Annotated in this window: 16 protein-coding genes; 7 read left to right on the top strand and 9 right to left on the bottom strand. The window is 48.6% G+C overall.

The window, feature by feature from the left end; translation table 11 throughout:
* Positions 1 to 125 precede the first annotated feature (125 nt).
* From trmL to MJX74_RS17515, 4 genes are read right to left on the bottom strand one after another with little or no spacing between them, the layout of a single operon-like run.
* The gene (gene trmL / locus MJX74_RS17530) at positions 126 to 593 is read right to left on the bottom strand and encodes a tRNA (uridine(34)/cytosine(34)/5-carboxymethylaminomethyluridine(34)-2'-O)-methyltransferase TrmL (RefSeq protein WP_240224319.1); all 468 of its coding nucleotides are present in this window, start codon (positions 591 to 593) and stop codon (positions 126 to 128) included.
* 43 nt (positions 594 to 636) lie between these two features.
* Positions 637 to 1,641, bottom strand: a complete 1,005-nt coding sequence (locus tag MJX74_RS17525) for an alpha/beta fold hydrolase (protein WP_240224318.1) — start codon at positions 1,639 to 1,641, stop codon at positions 637 to 639.
* Positions 1,642 to 1,670: 29 nt separating this feature from the next.
* Positions 1,671 to 3,035, bottom strand: a complete 1,365-nt coding sequence (locus MJX74_RS17520; RefSeq protein ID WP_240224317.1) for an ATP-binding protein — start codon at positions 3,033 to 3,035, stop codon at positions 1,671 to 1,673.
* Positions 3,032 to 3,727, bottom strand: a complete 696-nt coding sequence (locus MJX74_RS17515) for a response regulator transcription factor (RefSeq protein WP_240224316.1) — start codon at positions 3,725 to 3,727, stop codon at positions 3,032 to 3,034. Before MJX74_RS17515 ends, MJX74_RS17520 begins: the two co-directional genes overlap by 4 nt.
* Positions 3,728 to 3,864: 137 nt before the next feature.
* On the opposite strand from MJX74_RS17515, the gene MJX74_RS17510 reads away from it, so the two are divergent.
* A complete protein-coding gene (locus MJX74_RS17510; protein ID WP_240224315.1) occupies positions 3,865 to 4,323 on the top strand; it encodes a Spy/CpxP family protein refolding chaperone in 459 nt (152 codons plus the stop codon).
* An 82-nt stretch (positions 4,324 to 4,405) separates the two neighbouring features.
* On the opposite strand, the gene glnG is transcribed toward MJX74_RS17510, so the two are convergent.
* The 4 genes from glnG to glnA all read right to left on the bottom strand — a co-directional run bounded on the left by glnG (position 4,406) and on the right by glnA (position 9,023).
* A complete protein-coding gene (glnG, locus tag MJX74_RS17505) occupies positions 4,406 to 5,815 on the bottom strand; it encodes a nitrogen regulation protein NR(I) (RefSeq protein ID WP_068233005.1) in 1,410 nt (469 codons plus the stop codon).
* A 4-nt stretch (positions 5,816 to 5,819) separates the two neighbouring features.
* Positions 5,820 to 6,896, bottom strand: a complete 1,077-nt coding sequence (gene glnL, locus MJX74_RS17500; protein ID WP_240224314.1) for a nitrogen regulation protein NR(II) — start codon at positions 6,894 to 6,896, stop codon at positions 5,820 to 5,822.
* A 78-nt stretch (positions 6,897 to 6,974) separates the two neighbouring features.
* Positions 6,975 to 7,493, bottom strand: coding sequence for a DUF4124 domain-containing protein (locus MJX74_RS17495; protein ID WP_240224313.1), 519 nt, complete (start codon positions 7,491 to 7,493; stop codon positions 6,975 to 6,977).
* Between the two features lie 120 nt (positions 7,494 to 7,613).
* Positions 7,614 to 9,023, bottom strand: a complete 1,410-nt coding sequence (glnA, locus tag MJX74_RS17490; protein WP_240224312.1) for a glutamate--ammonia ligase — start codon at positions 9,021 to 9,023, stop codon at positions 7,614 to 7,616.
* A 347-nt stretch (positions 9,024 to 9,370) separates the two neighbouring features.
* Here glnA and typA point away from each other — a divergent pair, with 347 nt between their 5' ends.
* The 6 genes from typA to MJX74_RS17460 all read left to right on the top strand — a co-directional run bounded on the left by typA (position 9,371) and on the right by MJX74_RS17460 (position 15,152).
* Positions 9,371 to 11,200 (top strand): translational GTPase TypA, encoded by a 1,830-nt coding sequence (typA, locus tag MJX74_RS17485; RefSeq protein ID WP_240224311.1) that lies wholly within the window; start codon positions 9,371 to 9,373, stop codon positions 11,198 to 11,200.
* Between the two features lie 150 nt (positions 11,201 to 11,350).
* A complete protein-coding gene (locus MJX74_RS17480; protein WP_240224310.1) occupies positions 11,351 to 12,250 on the top strand; it encodes a virulence factor BrkB family protein in 900 nt (299 codons plus the stop codon).
* Between the two features lies 1 nt (position 12,251).
* On the top strand, positions 12,252 to 12,689 hold the full coding sequence (gene dtd / locus MJX74_RS17475; RefSeq protein WP_240224309.1) for a D-aminoacyl-tRNA deacylase: 438 nt from the start codon (positions 12,252 to 12,254) through the stop codon (positions 12,687 to 12,689).
* 19 nt (positions 12,690 to 12,708) lie between these two features.
* The gene (locus MJX74_RS17470; RefSeq protein ID WP_240224308.1) at positions 12,709 to 13,623 is read left to right on the top strand and encodes a bifunctional GNAT family N-acetyltransferase/hotdog fold thioesterase; all 915 of its coding nucleotides are present in this window, start codon (positions 12,709 to 12,711) and stop codon (positions 13,621 to 13,623) included.
* On the top strand, positions 13,620 to 14,426 hold the full coding sequence (locus MJX74_RS17465; protein WP_240224307.1) for a Rossmann-fold NAD(P)-binding domain-containing protein: 807 nt from the start codon (positions 13,620 to 13,622) through the stop codon (positions 14,424 to 14,426). Before MJX74_RS17470 ends, MJX74_RS17465 begins: the two co-directional genes overlap by 4 nt.
* A gap of 111 nt (positions 14,427 to 14,537) precedes the next feature.
* Entirely contained in the window at positions 14,538 to 15,152 is a 615-nt protein-coding gene (locus MJX74_RS17460; RefSeq protein ID WP_240224306.1) for a restriction endonuclease, read from the top strand.
* Between the two features lie 285 nt (positions 15,153 to 15,437).
* Here MJX74_RS17460 and MJX74_RS17455 read toward each other — a convergent pair whose 3' ends face one another.
* On the bottom strand, positions 15,438 to 17,468 hold the full coding sequence (locus MJX74_RS17455) for a methyl-accepting chemotaxis protein (RefSeq protein ID WP_240224305.1): 2,031 nt from the start codon (positions 17,466 to 17,468) through the stop codon (positions 15,438 to 15,440).
* Between the last annotated feature and the right edge of the window lie 149 nt (positions 17,469 to 17,617).

Genomic DNA, 17,617 nt, shown 5'->3' with positions numbered 1-17,617 from the left:
CGGTAACACAGCAGACAAGAGCAGCCAACCAGACAGCGGCATAGTATCGACATCCTTGTTATCGATAAAAACAACTCTAAATATAGCCGGAGTCTTTTACTATATGCAAATGCTATTACGGGTTGTTATTGCCTGGCTCCGGCGTAGCCCAGCTGGCGCCATGATTCATAAACAAAAACAGCTACGGCATTGGATAAATTCATTGAGCGGCTGTTGGCTGTCATTGGAATACGCAGCCAGTTTTCTGTTGGCATTTGTTGCAACACCTCTAATGGCAGGCCACGGCTTTCCGGGCCAAATACCAGAGCATCGCCCGGGGCAAAGGCGGCATCGCTGTGGCGGGTATGGCCTTTGGTCGTGCAGGCATATAAGCGGGCTGGTTGCAGTTTAGCAATAAAGTCGCTGAAGCTGGCGTAGTGTTTTACATCGGCAAACTCATGGTAATCGAGCCCGGCACGTTTTACCCGCTTGTCGTCCCACTCAAAGCCTAGCGGCTCGATCAGATGTAACTGATAACCGGTATTGGCACAAAGACGGATAATATTGCCGGTGTTCGGCGGAATTTCGGGTTCAAACAGCACTATATGTAACATGTGGCTCTCCGGCATAATAAGGCGGTATTGTAGCAAAAGCAGCTTAGCCTGGCAGCTGTGCCAGAAAATCATTAATAGCAGCGAATGCCTGTCGCCTGATGCTGTCTGTTTCCATAAAAATTTCATGTCGCGCTGGCCTTAGCACAACACTGCGGTGATAAACCGTTGCAGGTAATTGCTGATACCAAAGCTGCTGGGCGTAATTGCTGACGACTTTATCGTCACCGGCTTGTAGCATTAACACTGGCGTGTGCCACTTAGCAGCTTCTTGCTGCAGGCGCCGCATGGCTATTATGGCTGCACCAACCCAGGCGGTTGTCACGCCGCCAAGCCTGGCGTCGGGGTAAGTACGATATAGCTGATGTAGCCACTGATAGCGCTCTGCACTGCTGGTTAAGGGGTTATTGGCAAACGCTTTTTCCTGATAATTATGCTGGCCTGGAAAATACCAGGGCTGCTGACTAAGCGCCCGGTTAACAGCACCAAATGCCAGTGCCAGTGGTTCGGCGAAACGGGCTGGCACCAGGCCGGTATAAATACCCAGCATAGGGGACGCCAGTATGGCAGCACTAAACGGGTGCGGCTGTTGTTGTAAATAACCGGCAAGAATGGCGCAACCCATTGAGTGTGCCAGCGCAATATGGCTGCTGTGACCGGTTGGCAGCACAATATGCTGAATAAACTGGGCTAAATCTTGCTGATACAGAACAAAATCAGCTACATAACCTTTATGTGGGTTGCCCAGTTCACGCTGCGACAGGCCCTGCCCCCGGTGGTCGAGTAAAAAAACACTGTAGCCTGAACTGGCGAGTTCAAAACAGAGTTCGGCATATTTTACTGCCATTTCCATCCGGCCTGCGCTGATCACCACTGCATGGCGCGTGTTGGGGTGTTGATGGTAGTGGTAACACAGTTTCAGGCCATCGCTGCTGGTAAGTACGCCTGAGGTCATATTTTGCCAGAATGGCTGTAATTGCTGCGTCCAGCGGTCAGCCAGATCGACAGCGTTACCGCTGGTCTGCCACTGTGGAAAATCACTTGCTGTCAAAATAGACTCTTTTAATCAGTATTGTGGCGCTAGTGTAGCGGTAACTGCACAGTGATACAAAGCCCTTGCTCGGCGGCATTGGCTGCATACACTTTGCCGCCATGCTGGCGGATTATTTGCGCCACTATTGCCAGGCCAAGCCCGGTGCCACCGGTGCTGCTGGTGCGGCTGTCAGAAACCCGGTAGAAGGGTTCGAATATTGCCTCAAGCTGATCGGTGGCAATACCCGGCCCCTGATCGCAAATTTGTAACACCAGTTGTTGCTGTAGCTGAGTGACAGCACAGGTTATTGCACTGTTTGGCGGCCCGTATTTAATGGCGTTACGCAAAATATTTTCAATGGCCCGTGCCAGCAGCCTGCTGTCGGCGGTTATTTCCAGGTGTTGCGGCGCTTGCATCAGTATTTGTTGTTGCTTTACATCCGCCTCTACCCGGTTAACATCAATAATATCGGACAGCAATTCGGTTAAATCGAAACGTTGCTGTTGCAGCTGATACTGGCCTGCATCCAGCTTACTGAAGGTCAGCAGTTCATCCAGCATAATATCCAGCCGGTCCAGCTCTTGCTTTAGCCTGGGGACCTGCTCAAGATTTTGCTGACGTTCGGTCAAGCCCAGCGCCAGCTGCGCTCTGGCAAGCGGCGAGCGTAACTCGTGCGAGATATCACGCAGTAAGCGCTGCTGATTGGTTAACAGGGCACTGATGCGTTCGGCCATGGTATTAAAGCTGTGGCCTAATTGTCCCAGTTCATCTTTACGCTTAATCAGGCTGGTTACCCGGCTATTAAGCTGGCCATCGGCAAATTGCAGGTTACGCTGCAACAGCTCACGTAGCGGGCGGGAGATGGATACCGCCAGCACAAAGCTGGCAACGGCTGAAATAAGTAAGGTAAATAACATTAATACATGCTGCGGAATTTCGCTCAGCCGCCACCATGGCTGCGGCGGGCGTTGTCTTTTTTGGTACAGTGCCAGGGTTTCATCACCAAGCTGTAAAATAAAAGGCCCGGCAAGCGAGGTGTTGTGGTGTTTTAGCCAGCGCGGGCGCGATAATTGCGACAGCTCAGTCAGCCAGTGCTGATCAAAGTCACGCGGCAACAGCTGGGGGGTTAGCACGCTTTGGGTTTGCGCATCGACTACCAGCCAGCGATCCGGGCTGTCTTGTTGCAGCCGGGCAAGTAAATGCTCACTGTTTTTGCTGTCGGCCAGCGGTGCAAGTTGTTGCTGTAGCTGCTGAATTACATTATGTGGCAAGCGACGGATTTCGGTTTGCTCAACTAAAGCCCGTGATAAGCCCAGAGTAGCAAACACAGCACTTAACAATACCAGCCAGAACCAGAGAAAAATCCGCCCGGCCAGATAGTGAAACGGGTTCAGGTGAGTTAACCAGCTCATACTTTACCTTGTAAAAACAAATAACCGCTGCCGCGTAGGGTCTGGATTTTTTCGTCACTGCTATATACCGCAATTTTTTTACGAATATTACTGATGTGCATATCCAGGCTGCGGTCATACATTTGCAGCCGTTTGCCTAATACTTCGCGGCTGAGCTCGTCTTTGCTGACCACTTCGCCGGCGCGGCGCATCAGCAGTTCCAGCAGTTGAAACTCAGTGGCGGTTAGCGCGACAACTTCGCCATTACAACTGAGTTGCCGGTTAGCCGGGTTTAGCAACAGCTCGTTCAGGTTCAGCACGCTGTCACTGGTGCTGTTGGGGGCTTGTGTCAGTTCAACCCGGCGCAATATCGCTTTAATACGTGCAACCAGTTCGCGTGGGTTAAAGGGTTTAGCCAGATAATCGTCTGCGCCCAGCTCAAGGCCAACAATACGGTCAACATCATCGCCACGGGCGGTTAGCATTAATACCGGACAGTACTGGCTGGCTCGCAGCGCTTTAAGCACCGACAGGCCATCCATGCCAGGCAGCATGATATCGAGCAGAATTAACTGGTAGTCGCCACTTTGAGCCATAGTCAGACCGTGCTGGCCGTCGTGGGCGGCAGTAAACTGAAAGCCATCCAGCGCCAGATATTGCGCTACCAGTTCACAAAGTTCGGTATCATCGTCGATCATTAAAATTGCAGGCATAACCACTCCTTATTTGTTATGAGTTTACCTAATGTAAGTGCCTCGCAATATAGCTTTACAGAATCTTTACCCGGCCTTTGCGTTGCTTTGCATTGGGAGTTTTATGCTTAGCCTGTCTTAATAAAGGAGTGCATCCGATGAAAGTATCAAAACTGATTTTTGCGTTAGGTTTACTTACTGCCAGCAGCCTGTCTGGTGTTGCTTTAGCACATGAACACAAAGCCGCAGGTTATGAACATGGCCGCCACATGCAGCATGCTCCGATGAAGCGCATGCTGGCCGGGCTGGAATTGACTGATAGCCAGCGGGAACAGATCAAACAGCTGATGCAACAACACCGTAGCGAGCAAAAAGCGGCCCGGCCTGACAAGGCAGATCGCCAACAAATGCGTGACTTACTGGCTGCAGATACCTTTGATGAAGTCACTGCACGTCAGCTGATAGAAAAGCAGCAACAACAAGCCGTAGACAAACGGCTGGCCGCGATGAAATTACAGCATCAGGTATTGCAGGTGCTGACAGATGAACAACGCCAGCAGCTAAATGAAAAACGGCAAAAATGGCAGCAAAAAAAGCAGCAGCGCAGTGATTCCTGAGATATTCACTTTGTACATCACACTGTAGGCGTTTCTTACAGCTAACAGCAGGCCGGTGCGTTTTAACGCCCGGCCTCGTTATTTATTCTATATCCAGTTCTTTAAGTTTACGGGTCAGGGTGTTGCGCCCCCAGCCCAACCGTTTTGCTGCTTCCTGTTTATGGCCGTGGGTAAACTGCAGTGCTTGTTGTAACACTGTGCGCTCAAACTCCGGCCCGGCTTCTGCAAGAATATTCTCTTCGCCGGCATTTAACTTATGGCTGATCCAGCCTGCCAGTAAATCCTGCCAGCTACCACCTTGGCCATTGAGCACTGTTGGTGCAGCCTTTTGTGGCGATGTCAGCTCAGGCGGTAAATCGGCCACTACAATATGTTTACCACTGGCCATTACCGTGAGCCAGCGGCAGGTGTTTTCTAACTGACGCACGTTACCGGGCCAGTCGAGTTGGCTTAAAAACTGCTCAGCCTCCTTGGTCAGGGTTTTCGCCTCAACATTTAGCTCTTTTGCCGCCTGCAATAAAAAATGCTGTGCCAGTTTGGCGATATCCTGCTTCCGTTCTTTTAATTGCGGCAAATGTACTCTAATCACGTTTAGTCGGTGGAATAAGTCTTCACGGAATTTGCCTTCACCGACCAGATGCTCAAGGTTCTGGTGGGTAGCGGCAATAATGCGTACATCTACACCAATCGCCTGATGGCCGCCAACACGGTAAAATTGGCCATCTGCCAGTACCCGCAGTAAGCGGGTTTGCACATCCAGCGGCATATCGCCGATTTCATCGAGAAATAAAGTGCCGCCATCGGCTTGTTCAAAGCGGCCTTTGCGCAGATTATTCGCACCGGTAAAAGCACCTTTCTCATGGCCAAACAGCTCTGACTCAATCAGATCTTTTGGTATTGCGGCCATATTCAGTGCAATAAACGGCAATTCGCAGCGTGGGCTGTGCTTGTGCAGAGCCCGTGCGACCAGCTCTTTACCGGTACCAGACTGGCCATTAATTAATACGCTGATACTGGAACGTGCCAGCCGGCCAATAGCGCGGAAAACTTCCTGCATTGCCGGCGCTTCGCCAATAATTTCCGGCGACAGAGTAGGGGCTGCAGCCTTATGCTTAGGTTGACGTGCACTGGCGTGTTCCAGAGCGCGGCTGATTAACGCCACTGCATCATTGACATCAAAGGGCTTTGGCAGATATTCAAAAGCGCCGCGTTTAAAGGCGTTAACCGCGCTGTCCAGATCAGAATGCGCGGTCATAATGATCACCGGTAGCTCGGGGGCCAGCTCTTGCAATTTACTCAGTAAAGCCATGCCATCAGTACCGGGCATCCTGATATCTGACACCACAACAGCAGGCTGATCATACTCCAGCCGCTGCAGCATTAAATCGGCTGAGGCATAGCTTTCACATAAAATATCCGCGCGGGCCAGGGCTTTTTCCAGAACCCAGCGGATAGAATTGTCGTCATCAATAATCCACACAGTATGACTCATTAGTTCAATCCTCAGTGTCTGCAATTGGCAGGTATAACGTAAATTCGGTATGGCCGGGCCAGCTGTCACAATCAATCCAGCCGCCATGCTGATGGATCAGGGTTTGGCCAATAGACAAGCCAAGCCCTGTACCACCGGCTTTGCCACTGACCATCGGGTAAAATAAGGTATCTTTAATATCGGCAGGAATACCTGGGCCATTGTCGATAACCCGGATCAGTGCCACCAGCTTGTAGCGCTTGCCATGCAGAGTGTGTTGGTGTAACACACGGCTTTGCAGGCAAATTGCCGGTTGCTCAGTTTGCTCCAGAGCTTGCTGGGCATTACGCACTATGTTCAGCAGGGCTTGCTCAATTAACTCCGGGTCAAACGGAAAGTCGGGAATGCTGGGGTCGTAGTCGCGGCTAAACTGCACTAATGCCGGGTTGTCCATCAGTGCCAGCTGGCGCACTTGTTCAATAATCTGATGCAGGTTGGCACTAACGCGCTGTGCTGGCCGGTAGGGCCCCAGTAGCCGGTCTACCAGATTACGCAGCCGGTCAGCCTGCGCGATAATAAGCTGGGTGTATTCTTTTAACTCATCGTTTAACGATTCTTCCAGTAACTGTGCGGCTCCGCGCAAACCGCCAAGTGGATTTTTAATTTCGTGTGCCAGGCCGCGGATTAATTCCCGCGCTGCCAGGTGCTGATGTTGTTGCAGGCTTTCCAGACTGATTTTGCGTTGTTGGTCAACCTGGCGAATTTCCAGCAATAAATGCTCTGGCGGGTTTTCGCAGATAGTGACTGAAATATCCAGCAACAGATGACGACCGTCGGCCAATACGGCTTGTACATCACTGACACCGAAACCCTGTTTGCTGTTTAGCGCACTAACAAAATGGTTAGCGTTAATATCGCAATGTTGGAATAAATCCGGGAAAAATTGCGCACTAAGGCGCTTTTCGCCCAAGCCCAACACAGCACAACATGCGGTATTGAAGTAGCGGATCATCAGATCGGCGTCCAATAGCATTATTGCAGTTGTCAGTTGTTCGCTGATATGAGCGTGTAATTGTTCAGTTGCTATTACTGTATTTGTCACTGCTTCACCTTATGCACCAAGTTGGTGCGCTAGTTTTGCAGTGTAATTCAGTTCAGGCTGAATTGCATAGCGTACGCACTAATTTGGTGAGATTACCGATGTTCTATGTAAATAGAAGGTCGTTACAGGACTTGTTGCAATAAGCTTGCCGCTTTGATCAAAAAGCTCCATCTGCAATTTGTGTTCGCCGCGGTGTACATCGCGCAGAATAAATACCGCGTTATTTTGTGGCTCACCCTGTGGTTTACCGTCTAATAACAAGCGCACCCGTAAGCCACGTTCAAACATCGGGCTGATTTTGCCAGATACATAAACAGAGCCGGTATTGTCACGCACTGTACCTTGTTCTTCAGGCTGCACAATCTCAACATTAAAAGGCTCTGCGGCTGGAGCTTTGCGGGCGGGTAAGGTAGGGTCTGTTGCGGCCATAATATTGGCCCGGGTTGATAGCGTCAGCTCTTCTGCGCCGGGTTGCGGGCTGTCAGAAAATACCAGTACGCCATTGGCATCGCGTGTGACAAATACTTTTTTGTTTTCCTGGGCCGGCAAAGGTGGTGTACAAAGCAACATTATTAAAATAAACAATACTTTATTCATATACTTTGCAGGTTCCATTTTATTTATTGTTGTTACTCCATCCGATTACTCTAGCTTGCTTCGGTTTAATTTTCTACAAAAAAAAAGCTCACCGAAGTGAGCTTTTAATCAGATTGTCATTTAAACACTGTAATACAGTTCAAATTCCAATGGGTGCACGGCTACAGCCACTTTACGGGCTTCAGCACGTTTAATGTCGATATAGGCATCGATCATCGCATCAGACATTACACCGCCTTTAGTAAAGACTGCGCGGTGTTTATCCAGCTCGTTCAGCGCTTCTTCCAGTGAGGTTGCAACCTGTGGAATATTAGCGGCTTCTTCTGCCGGTAAGTCGTATAAGTCTTTATCCATCGCATCGCCTGGGTGGATCTTGTTCTGGATACCATCTAAACCAGCCATCAGCTGAGCAACAAAAGCCAGGTATGGGTTAGCTGCCGGATCCGGGAAGCGACATTCAATACGACGTGCTTTAGCACTTGGTACCAACGGGATCCGAATAGACGCTGAGCGGTTGCGTGCAGAGTAAGCCAGCATTACCGGTGCTTCAAAGTGTGGCACCAGACGCTTGTACGAGTTAGTCGACGGGTTGGTAAAGGCGTTGATAGCTTTAGCATGTTTAATAATACCGCCGATGTAGTACAACGCTGTTTCAGACAAACCGGCATATTTATCACCGGCAAACAGGTTTACACCATCTTTTGCCAGAGACTGGTGGCAGTGCATACCTGAACCGTTATCACCTACTAATGGTTTTGGCATAAAGGTAACAGTTTTGCCATACAGGTGCGCTACGTTATGAATAACGTATTTAAGTTGCTGCACTTCATCTGCTTTTTTGGTCAGGCTGTTGAACTTGGTAGCAATTTCGTTTTGGCCGGCAGTAGCAACTTCGTGGTGGTGGGCTTCAACGGTTTGACCCATTTCTTCCAGTACCATACACATAGCGCTACGGATATCGTGGCCTGAATCTACCGGTGGCAGCGGGAAGTAACCGCCTTTTACGCCAGGACGGTGGCCTTTGTTGCCATCTTCATAGCTGGTGCCTGAGTTCCATGCGGCTTCAGTAGAGTTAATTTTAAAGAAAGAACCTGACATCGTGGTTTCAAAACGAATGTCGTCAAACATAAAGAATTCTGGCTCTGGCCCAAACAGCACAGTGTCAGCAATGCCAGTAGACTTCAGATACTCTTCAGCGCGCTTGGCAATTGAGCGTGGGTCGCGGTCGTAACCTTGCATAGTGCTGGGTTCGATAACGTCGCAGGTAATGTTCAGTGTGGTTTCTTCAAAGAACGGGTCCAGTACTGCGGTAGACGCATCTGGCATCAGGATCATGTCTGAATCGTTAATACCTTTCCAGCCAGCAATAGAAGAGCCGTCAAACATTTTGCCGTCTTCAAAAAAATCGTCGGTGATCTGATTAACCGGAATTGTCACGTGCTGTTCTTTACCTTTGGTGTCGGTAAAACGTAAATCTACAAACTTCACTTCATTTTCTTTAATTAAACTCAGTACAGATGATGCAGACATGCATTCCTCCAATTAATCTGTTTTGAACTGATTTAGCGGTGTTGCTCCATTAAATGCCAGATATATGCCAAACATTTAAGCATTTGATTTATATCTATATTTACGGCTGACGCAGCGTCGCCATAACCAGTATTGCACCAGTGTGGTGCTGTGTTGCGTTTTTATGGTGCACTTGCAGCGGGCTTAAGTCTAGATGCTGTTGAGGCCTGTGAGAAAAAAAATTGCTTAAACTGCAGTTGCTGTTTTTATTTCCATGCAAAAACAGAGTAGAATGTGCGCCCTTTCGTTTCAGTTAGTTTTGCCTGGTGGTCATTACGGTCATCTAGTGCCACAGAGGATATATTTACATGAGCGTTACCGCGACATACTTAGACAAGCTGCGCAATGTTGCCATTATTGCGCACGTTGACCATGGTAAAACCACTTTGGTTGACAAACTGCTACAGCAGTCTGGCACCTTCGACGCCCGCGCCAAATTACAGGAGCGCGTAATGGACTCGAATGCGCAGGAATCTGAGCGCGGTATAACTATCCTGGCAAAAAACACTTCGGTGCGCTGGAATGGTTACCACATTAATATTCTTGATACGCCGGGCCACGCTGACTTCGGTGGCGAAGTTGAGCGCGTACTGTCAATGGCCGACTCAGTGCTGTTGTTAGTAGATGCCGTTGACGGCCCTATGCCGCAAACCCGCTTCGTTACACAAAAAGCGTTTTCACACGGTTTAAAGCCAATTGTTGTAGTAAACAAAATCGACCGTCCGGGTGCACGTCCGGATTGGGTTATCGATCAGGTATTTGATTTGTTCGATAACTTAGGTGCCACTGACGAGCAGTTAGATTTCCCTATCGTTTACGCTTCTGCATTAAACGGTTGGGCAACTTTAGATCATAACGTGCCAAAAACCGATATTACTGACTTATTTGAAGCTATTGTTAAGCACGTAGCACCGCCAGCTGTTGAGCTAAATGGCGAAACTCAGTTACAGGTGTCACAGCTGGATTACTCCAGCTACCTGGGCATTATTGGTATCGGCCGTATTAAACGCGGTAGCTTAAAATCAAACCAGCAGGTCACTATTGTTGGTGCTGACGGCAGCAAACGTAACGGTAAAGTAGGCCAGGTATTTGGTTACTTAGGTTTAGAGCGTGTTGAAACTACCGAAGCCAACGCCGGTGACATCGTAGCCTTTACCGGCCTGGGTGAGCTGAAAATTTCTGACACTATTTGCGCCACCACTAAAGTAGAAGCATTGCCTGCCCTGCAGGTAGATGAGCCTACCGTTACTATGACCTTCCAGGTCAATACTTCACCTTTCGCCGGTAAAGAAGGTAAGTTTGTTACTTCACGCCAGATTTTAGAGCGTTTAACTAACGAGCTGAAACATAACGTAGCCCTGCGGGTAGAAGAGACGGAAGACGGCGATAAATTTAAAGTATCCGGCCGTGGTGAATTGCACCTTGGCGTATTAATTGAAAATATGCGCCGTGAAGGTTTCGAATTAGCGGTATCACGCCCTGAAGTTATCATGAAAGTGGTTGACGGCGTGAAGATGGAGCCAATGGAAAACGTTACCATCGACTGTGAAGAGCAAAACCAGGGTTCTATCATGGAGCGTATGGGTGAGCGTAAAGCTGAAATGACCAATATGCAGCCAGATGGTAAAGGCCGTATCCGCATGGATTTCTTAATGCCAAGCCGTGGTTTGATTGGTTTCCGTACTGAGTTTATGACCATAACGTCAGGCACAGGCCTGATGTACCACAGCTTTGATCACTACGGTGAGCATAAAGGCGGTACTATCGGCCAGCGCACCAACGGTGTAATGATCTCTAACGCCATGGGTAAAGCTGCCGGTTATGCCATTTTCTCGTTGCAGGAACGTGGCCGTATGTTTATTGGTCATGCTGAAGAAGTGTACGAAGGCCAGGTTATCGGTATTCACAGCCGCAGTAACGATTTGACTGTAAACTGTTTAAAAGGTAAGCAATTAACTAACGTGCGAGCTTCTGGTACCGACGAAGCAATTAATCTTGTGCCACCAGTGCGTTACACGCTGGAACAGGCACTGGAATTTATTGATGACGATGAACTGGTAGAAGTAACACCTAAGTCGATCCGCATCCGTAAGCGTCACTTAACTGAAAACGATCGTAAGCGCGCCAGCCGCGGTTAATACCGATCGATACGTGTACAAAAGGCCAGCATGATGCTGGCCTTTTTTCTGGGGTATTTTAGCACTCAGAGGGTTAGGTTATTGCCAAGCTGGTTGAGCCACTGCTTTTCTTGTATCCTTTGATAGTATTCTATGTGATTTGGAGGCGTTATGCTGCCCGAGTGGCAATCCTACCTAAAAACTGCTGTGCGCTTTATCAAACTCTATATCCAGCGTTGCCAGCAGGATCAAATTGGTATGATTGGCGGTTATCTGGCTTATATCTCTCTGTTGTCTGTGGTGCCTTTGATCGCAGTGATGTTTTCCATGTTAAGTGCTTTTCCGATGTTCGCTCAGTTTCGTCAGACGATCGAGGCTTTTGTTTACGCCAATGTTATTCCTTCGCGTGGTGACGAGATTCAAACCTACATTAACCAGTTTATTGGCAATACCGGCGGTATGACGGCAATAGGCATTGCGGTGCTGGTGTTTGTTGCGTTGCTGCTTATTCACAATATTGATAAAACACTGAACAAAATCTGGCGGGTAACCAAAAGGCCAAGGCCGGTTATCTCATTCTCGATTTACTGGATGATTCTGACATTAGGGCCGATTCTGTTTGGTTCATCCATCGCGGTAACCTCTTATCTGATTAGGCTAACCCGTCTCGCTGAGGATTACACTCCGGGATTGTCTACGCTGTTGTTGGGTGTGGTACCGTATCTGATGTCTTTATTGGCGTTTTTTCTTTTATATCTTGTGGTACCTAATGTCAAAGTACGTTCCCGGCATGCCTTTTTTGGTGCACTGCTGGCGATGCTGCTGTTTGAGTTATCTAAACGCGGCTTTGCGGTTTACTTAACGCATTTTCCGGCCTACGACACCCTATACGGTGCACTGGCATTAGTGCCGATTGTCTTTGTCTGGGTATATCTATGCTGGCTGGTAGTATTGCTGGGGGCTGAAATGACGGCCTTGCTGCAGCAAATCGCTGCCGATACTGAAAAAGCCGACGCTGATGATCCAGACCAAATAGACCCGTCTGAAGACGAAACCGGAGTTAAGTTATAAGATGAAAGCATTGATCCAGCGGGTTGATCAGGCGTCAGTTACCGTTAACGGTGCGGTTATCGGCCAAATTGAGCACGGTCTGTTAGTGCTGCTGGGGGTTGAAGCTGATGACACACCGGCAGATATTACCCGCTTGGCGCACAAGGTTTGCCATTACCGGGTGTTTTCAGACAGCAATGGCAAAATGAACCTTAATGTACAGCAGGCTGGCGGCAGCTTGCTGGTGGTATCACAGTTTACGCTGGCTGCTGATACCCAATCGGGTTTAAGGCCAAGTTTTACCCCTGCGGCAGTACCCGACAAAGCCAACCAGTATTACGAAACTTTTGTGGCATATTGCCGTTCATTTGGCCTGAACACCGCAACGGGACAATTTGCAGCTGATATGCAGGTGAGTTTGGTGAATAACGGCCCGGTAACGTTTTTACTGCAAAGCTAATTTTTCGGAGTTGTACTTTATGCGGCATTGGCAATTACGCTCGCCCGCCACACCTGACGAGTGGCAACGTTATTATCATTTGCGATGGCAAATATTGCGTGCGCCCTGGCAGCAGCCACCCGGTTCTGAGCGCGACGATCTGGAAGCGCAGGCTTATCATCTGATGTTGTTGACACCACAAGGCGATATTGCAGCGATTGGGCGTTTGCATCAGCTTGAACAAGGTGGGGCTCAGGTGCGTTATATGGCAGTTGCTACTGAGCATCAGGGCAAAGGTGCCGGTGGCAAAGTATTAGCCGCATTGGAGTTACAGGCGGTAAAATGGGGTTGCGGTTATATCAGATTAAATGCCCGTGATACTGCTTTGGCGTTTTATCAACGCAATGGTTACCGCCAAACTGCCATGGGCCCTCAGCTATACGGTATTGCACACTTTGTTATGCAAAAGCAGATCCGGCTGGCAGGCACTAAAGAGCAGCACCAGTTGTGGTGCAGTCAGTTACATAATACCTGGCAGCAGACCATACCGCTTAGCCAGTATATGCAACTGACTATCGCCAGCTTTGATGGCAATGAAATATGCTGCGAGGCACCGCTGGCACCAAACATTAACCTGCACCAGACCATGTTTGCCGGCAGTATTTATGCACTGGCAACGTTGACCGGCTGGGGCATGTTATATCTGCAGTTGCAGGCATTGGGGCTGCATGGCGACCAGGTTCTGGCAGATGCGACAATTAAATATCTCAGGCCGGTAGCGGCACAGCCACAGGCACGCTGCGCATTACAACAATGTTCCGGCGCTCTGGAAATGTTAGCTGAAGGGCGTAAAGCCGTACAGCATATTAAAGTGCAGGTGTTCTCGGCAGGTGAACTTGCTGTTGAATTTACTGGCCGTTATGCGGTATTGCCTGCCAAGGTAGAAACAGTATGAAAGTCGTTATTATAGGCTGTGGCTGGTTAGGGCAGCAATTGGCGGCCGATCTTATAATGCAGGGCCATCAGGTGTATGGCAGCCGTCGTTCAGTTTCAGCACTGGTTCACTTTCCTGTAGGGATAACCGGTTTTTTGCTGGATTTAAATAGTGCTGCTAGCGATAAAGATAGCATAATGCCTATTTTGCATGATGCAGTCGTTATTTGTGCTATCACTCCGGGGCGGGATCAGAGGCAACAGCACTATATAACCGCATTGCAGCAGCTCGCCGGGTTGGCAACGGCAGCCGGTAGCAGGCAGCTAATACATTTTAGCTCTACCGGTATTTATCAGGGGCTGCAAGGTGAAGTCGATGAAACTGCGCAATTACAAATTGAAGAGCCCCGGGTCAGTTTATTGTGGCAAGGTGAGCAGGCATTGCAGCAGTTTCAACCTGCATTAACACTGCGTCTTGCCGGGTTAATGGGCCCGGGGCGGCACCCGGGGCGTTTTACCGCAGGTAAGGAGCTACCTGATGCAACAGCGCCAATTAATATGCTGCATTCGGCAGATATCATTGCAGCAGTAAAGCTGTTACTTGGCGCTACACCTTGTAGCGGAGTGTTCAATCTCAGCTGCCCGTTAACCATAATACGGCAGGATTTTTATCAGCAGGCGGCTGTGTCAGCAGGTAAAACACCCGCCATTTTCGCCAACGATAGTGGTGGAGGCCGTAAAGTGAATGCCGAAAAGTTTGTCCGGCAGTTTAACTTTTCTTATCGCTTTGCTACTGCTTCTGACGCTTTGGCCTACTGCAATTGATGTAAAATTAAGCAAGCAGCGTCTTTATAATCCATTTATCAACTTCTTGTTAAGAAAAATCTCAGCATCAGATTGATACTGTAGGCTGTTGCATATGGACTTGAGGTTGATATGAAAAATAAATGGCTACTTATCTCATCTGTCAGTACCGGCCTTGGCATTATCGCCGGTGCTGTTTATCTGTTCTTTGCTGAACATTCTTTGCTGCTGAGCGACAACCAGTGGGTGTTATCAGCTTTCTGGTCAGCCTTTATGTTGTGGACCTTTGTGCTGATGTTTATGGTGGCATTGTTCTTTAACGTATTAGCATTTTTTGAATTGGATGAGCAGCATAAGCTGCTGGGGCTGGCGCGCCCGATAAAGGCGTTTTTATCTTCGGCAGACAAACAGCAGCAATTTATGCAGGAAGCAGAACGCTTTTTACTGCGACAAGGCAAGCTGACGTATTCCAGCCGTGTTAGCCCCGATTATAAATGTCTGCAGGGCGACGGCGAAAAACTGGTCTATATACAGCAGAAGAATCAATCCGTTGATATTTCCCAAATCCGCGCACTGTTCCAACAGATGTTGGCTGCGGATTTCAGCAGTGGTGTTGTAGTGAGCTACGCCGGTTTTAGTAATCAGGCCTTAATATTTGCTCATGAAGCCAATATTGAACTGATTGATGCGAAAAGCTTAAAAAAGCAGCAAAAAAGACAGCGCGAGCAACAATTTGCAATGGTTTAGCAGCAATATCATGTTTTCATCGGGTTTTTTGTTGCTGTTTTGGCACTATGAATAGTGAATGGAATCGAAATAAAAACAAAGGGACACAAAGATACTTCCTGCCTGGCTGGACATTGTCCAGCCCTTTTCTTAGCTCAGGATAAGCAACAAAAGCGGCAGGATGCCGCTGTATTACAAATACCTTCGCATTTACAACGGCTTTATTAAACAATCACCGTTTAAACAACCATCGTATTAAATAAGCACACCACAGCATAAAATCACTGTAGTGTTTTATCTGTGTCATCAGGATATTTTAAAGGCACTGGCAGCTTGCTGTAGTTCTACTGCCAGTTCAGATACGCCATCACTGTGTTGTAAAGTACGGCTGGCTTTTTCGCCACTGATATGAGCAATATTGACCATCTGTTGCATATTTTTATCTATAGCCAGGCCCAGGCTCAGTTGCATTTCGGTAGCGGCCGTTACCCGGCTGCTGATATCCTGGGTTTGGGCTATCGCCTGATTCACCAGAACAAGTGAAGACACCAGCTCCAGCGTTTGCGCCACACAGCTGTCTGCGTCTGCTTTACCATTGGTAATAGCCTGTACAGCCTGTTTACTTTGTTGCTGTAGTGTTTCGATCATTTGACGGATTTCGTCAGTGGCCTGTTGCGTTCGTCCGGCCAGTGAGCGCACTTCATCAGCGACAACAGCAAAACCGCGGCCTTGCTCTCCGGCCCGGGCTGCTTCAATCGCTGCGTTTAGCGCCAGCAAATTCGTTTGCTCTGCAATACCGCGAATGGTAGCCAAAATGCTACCGATGTTATTGGCTTCGTCGTTTACCTTGCTCATTACTGCGCTTGTTGCTGTCAGTTGGTCTGCCAGATGATTGATAAGTTTATTATTCTGACCGGCAATTAAGTCTATCTGTTCGCCTTGTAATAATGCCTGTTGCATTGCCGCAGTGGTTTCAGACGATTGCAGGGCAATATCGCGGGTACTGTCTGCCAGTTGCCGGGTAACATCGTTTACCAGCGCAATCTGGCGCTGCTGTTGGTGTAGCGAGTCATTAATTTCACCCACTTCCTGTGCTGACTGGCTGGCGTTTAAATTAAGCTCTGTAGCATTATTCTGAATATTAATAATCAGTGCGCTTAGTGCATTAATCAGGCTGTTTACCTTGGCGGCCAGAGCACCAAATTCGTCCTGATTGGTAATATGCAGTTTGCGGGTTAAGTCACCTTTAGCAATGTCGCCCAACACCTTATTAATGCCGGCTAACGGGCGCAGCATAGCGTTTATTGTCAGATAGGCTGCAGCGACAGCCAGCAAAATCAGCACCAACATCAGGCTGAGGGTGCGGGTATTGCCGGAACTGACAGAGTCAGACACATTTTGTTGTAAAGTGCTGAACTGGGTGTCAGCAGCAGAGAGTAATTTATCCAGTGCAACGATAACCTGCTCAACCCGTTGCTCTGACAGATTCAGTTGCACCCGCGCTGTTTGCTGCGCGCTAACCTGTTGCAGTTTCAGGCTGGCCAGGCTGTTTGAGCTTTCCAGTCTGGTGGTCAGTTGAGCCAGTTGTTCCGTGGTATTTTGCCATAAACCATCAGTATCGAGCTCATCCAAAATATTAGCCAGATAGTCGACATTGACCTGCATATCACTGAGGGTAAAGCTGATATTTTCCTGGCCGGTTTCTGCCGCTGTCAGCTCATTGTAGGCCGCTACTTCTTTTAATGTATTCAACAAACCCAGTAATTGACCGTCGATACGGTTTGCACTGCCTGCAATAAGCTCCATTTGTTGTCTGCCGCCCGGTAATTCAAGATAAGAGATGTCCAGCAGGTTGGCGCCTATATTATCAATCAGCTGTTCGAGCCCGGTCAGTTCGGTCAGCATCTGACGTTGCATAGCAATACTTTGTAGCCTGGCATTAAACATCGTATCAACTGCTGCGGCATATTGCTGGTAGCGGTTGTCGATATCATTCAGGGTTTGCGTAAATGCGGGTTCGGCGCTGGTAAGCTTAGCCAGATCGGTTAGCAGAGCATGCAGAGTTTGGCTGCCGCTGTTAAACAGTTGTTGATATTGGCTGATTTCGCTGTCTTGTTCTGCTGTAAAACCCAACGCCGATAACTTGGCCAGTTTTAACAGTTGAATTTGCGCTGCATTACTTTGTTGTTGTACGGGCACCGCAAGGGCATTAACTCTGTCGCTGGACTGATTAATTGCTGCAAAGCTCTGCAGTGCAGAGCCGCTGGACAATAATAGCAACAAGGCGATAAACCCAAAGCCGATAATAACTTTATGGGCAACTTTTAATGATATCACTGAAGCAAACTCCACGCCGTTGCTGTGCCTTAACCATAGACACTAGCCGTCTGGTAAACAACCTGAAGTTAACAAAGAAACAAAAACTGGTCTAGCCAGTAAAGAGGTACATGAACGAAAAGAGGGCGGCAGCACCAAAATGGTGCTGC

This window comes from Rheinheimera hassiensis (assembly GCF_022436675.1).
In the GTDB taxonomy this organism is placed as follows: domain Bacteria; phylum Pseudomonadota; class Gammaproteobacteria; order Enterobacterales; family Alteromonadaceae; genus Alishewanella; species Alishewanella hassiensis.
This window is presented reverse-complemented; position numbering and strand designations above follow the sequence as displayed.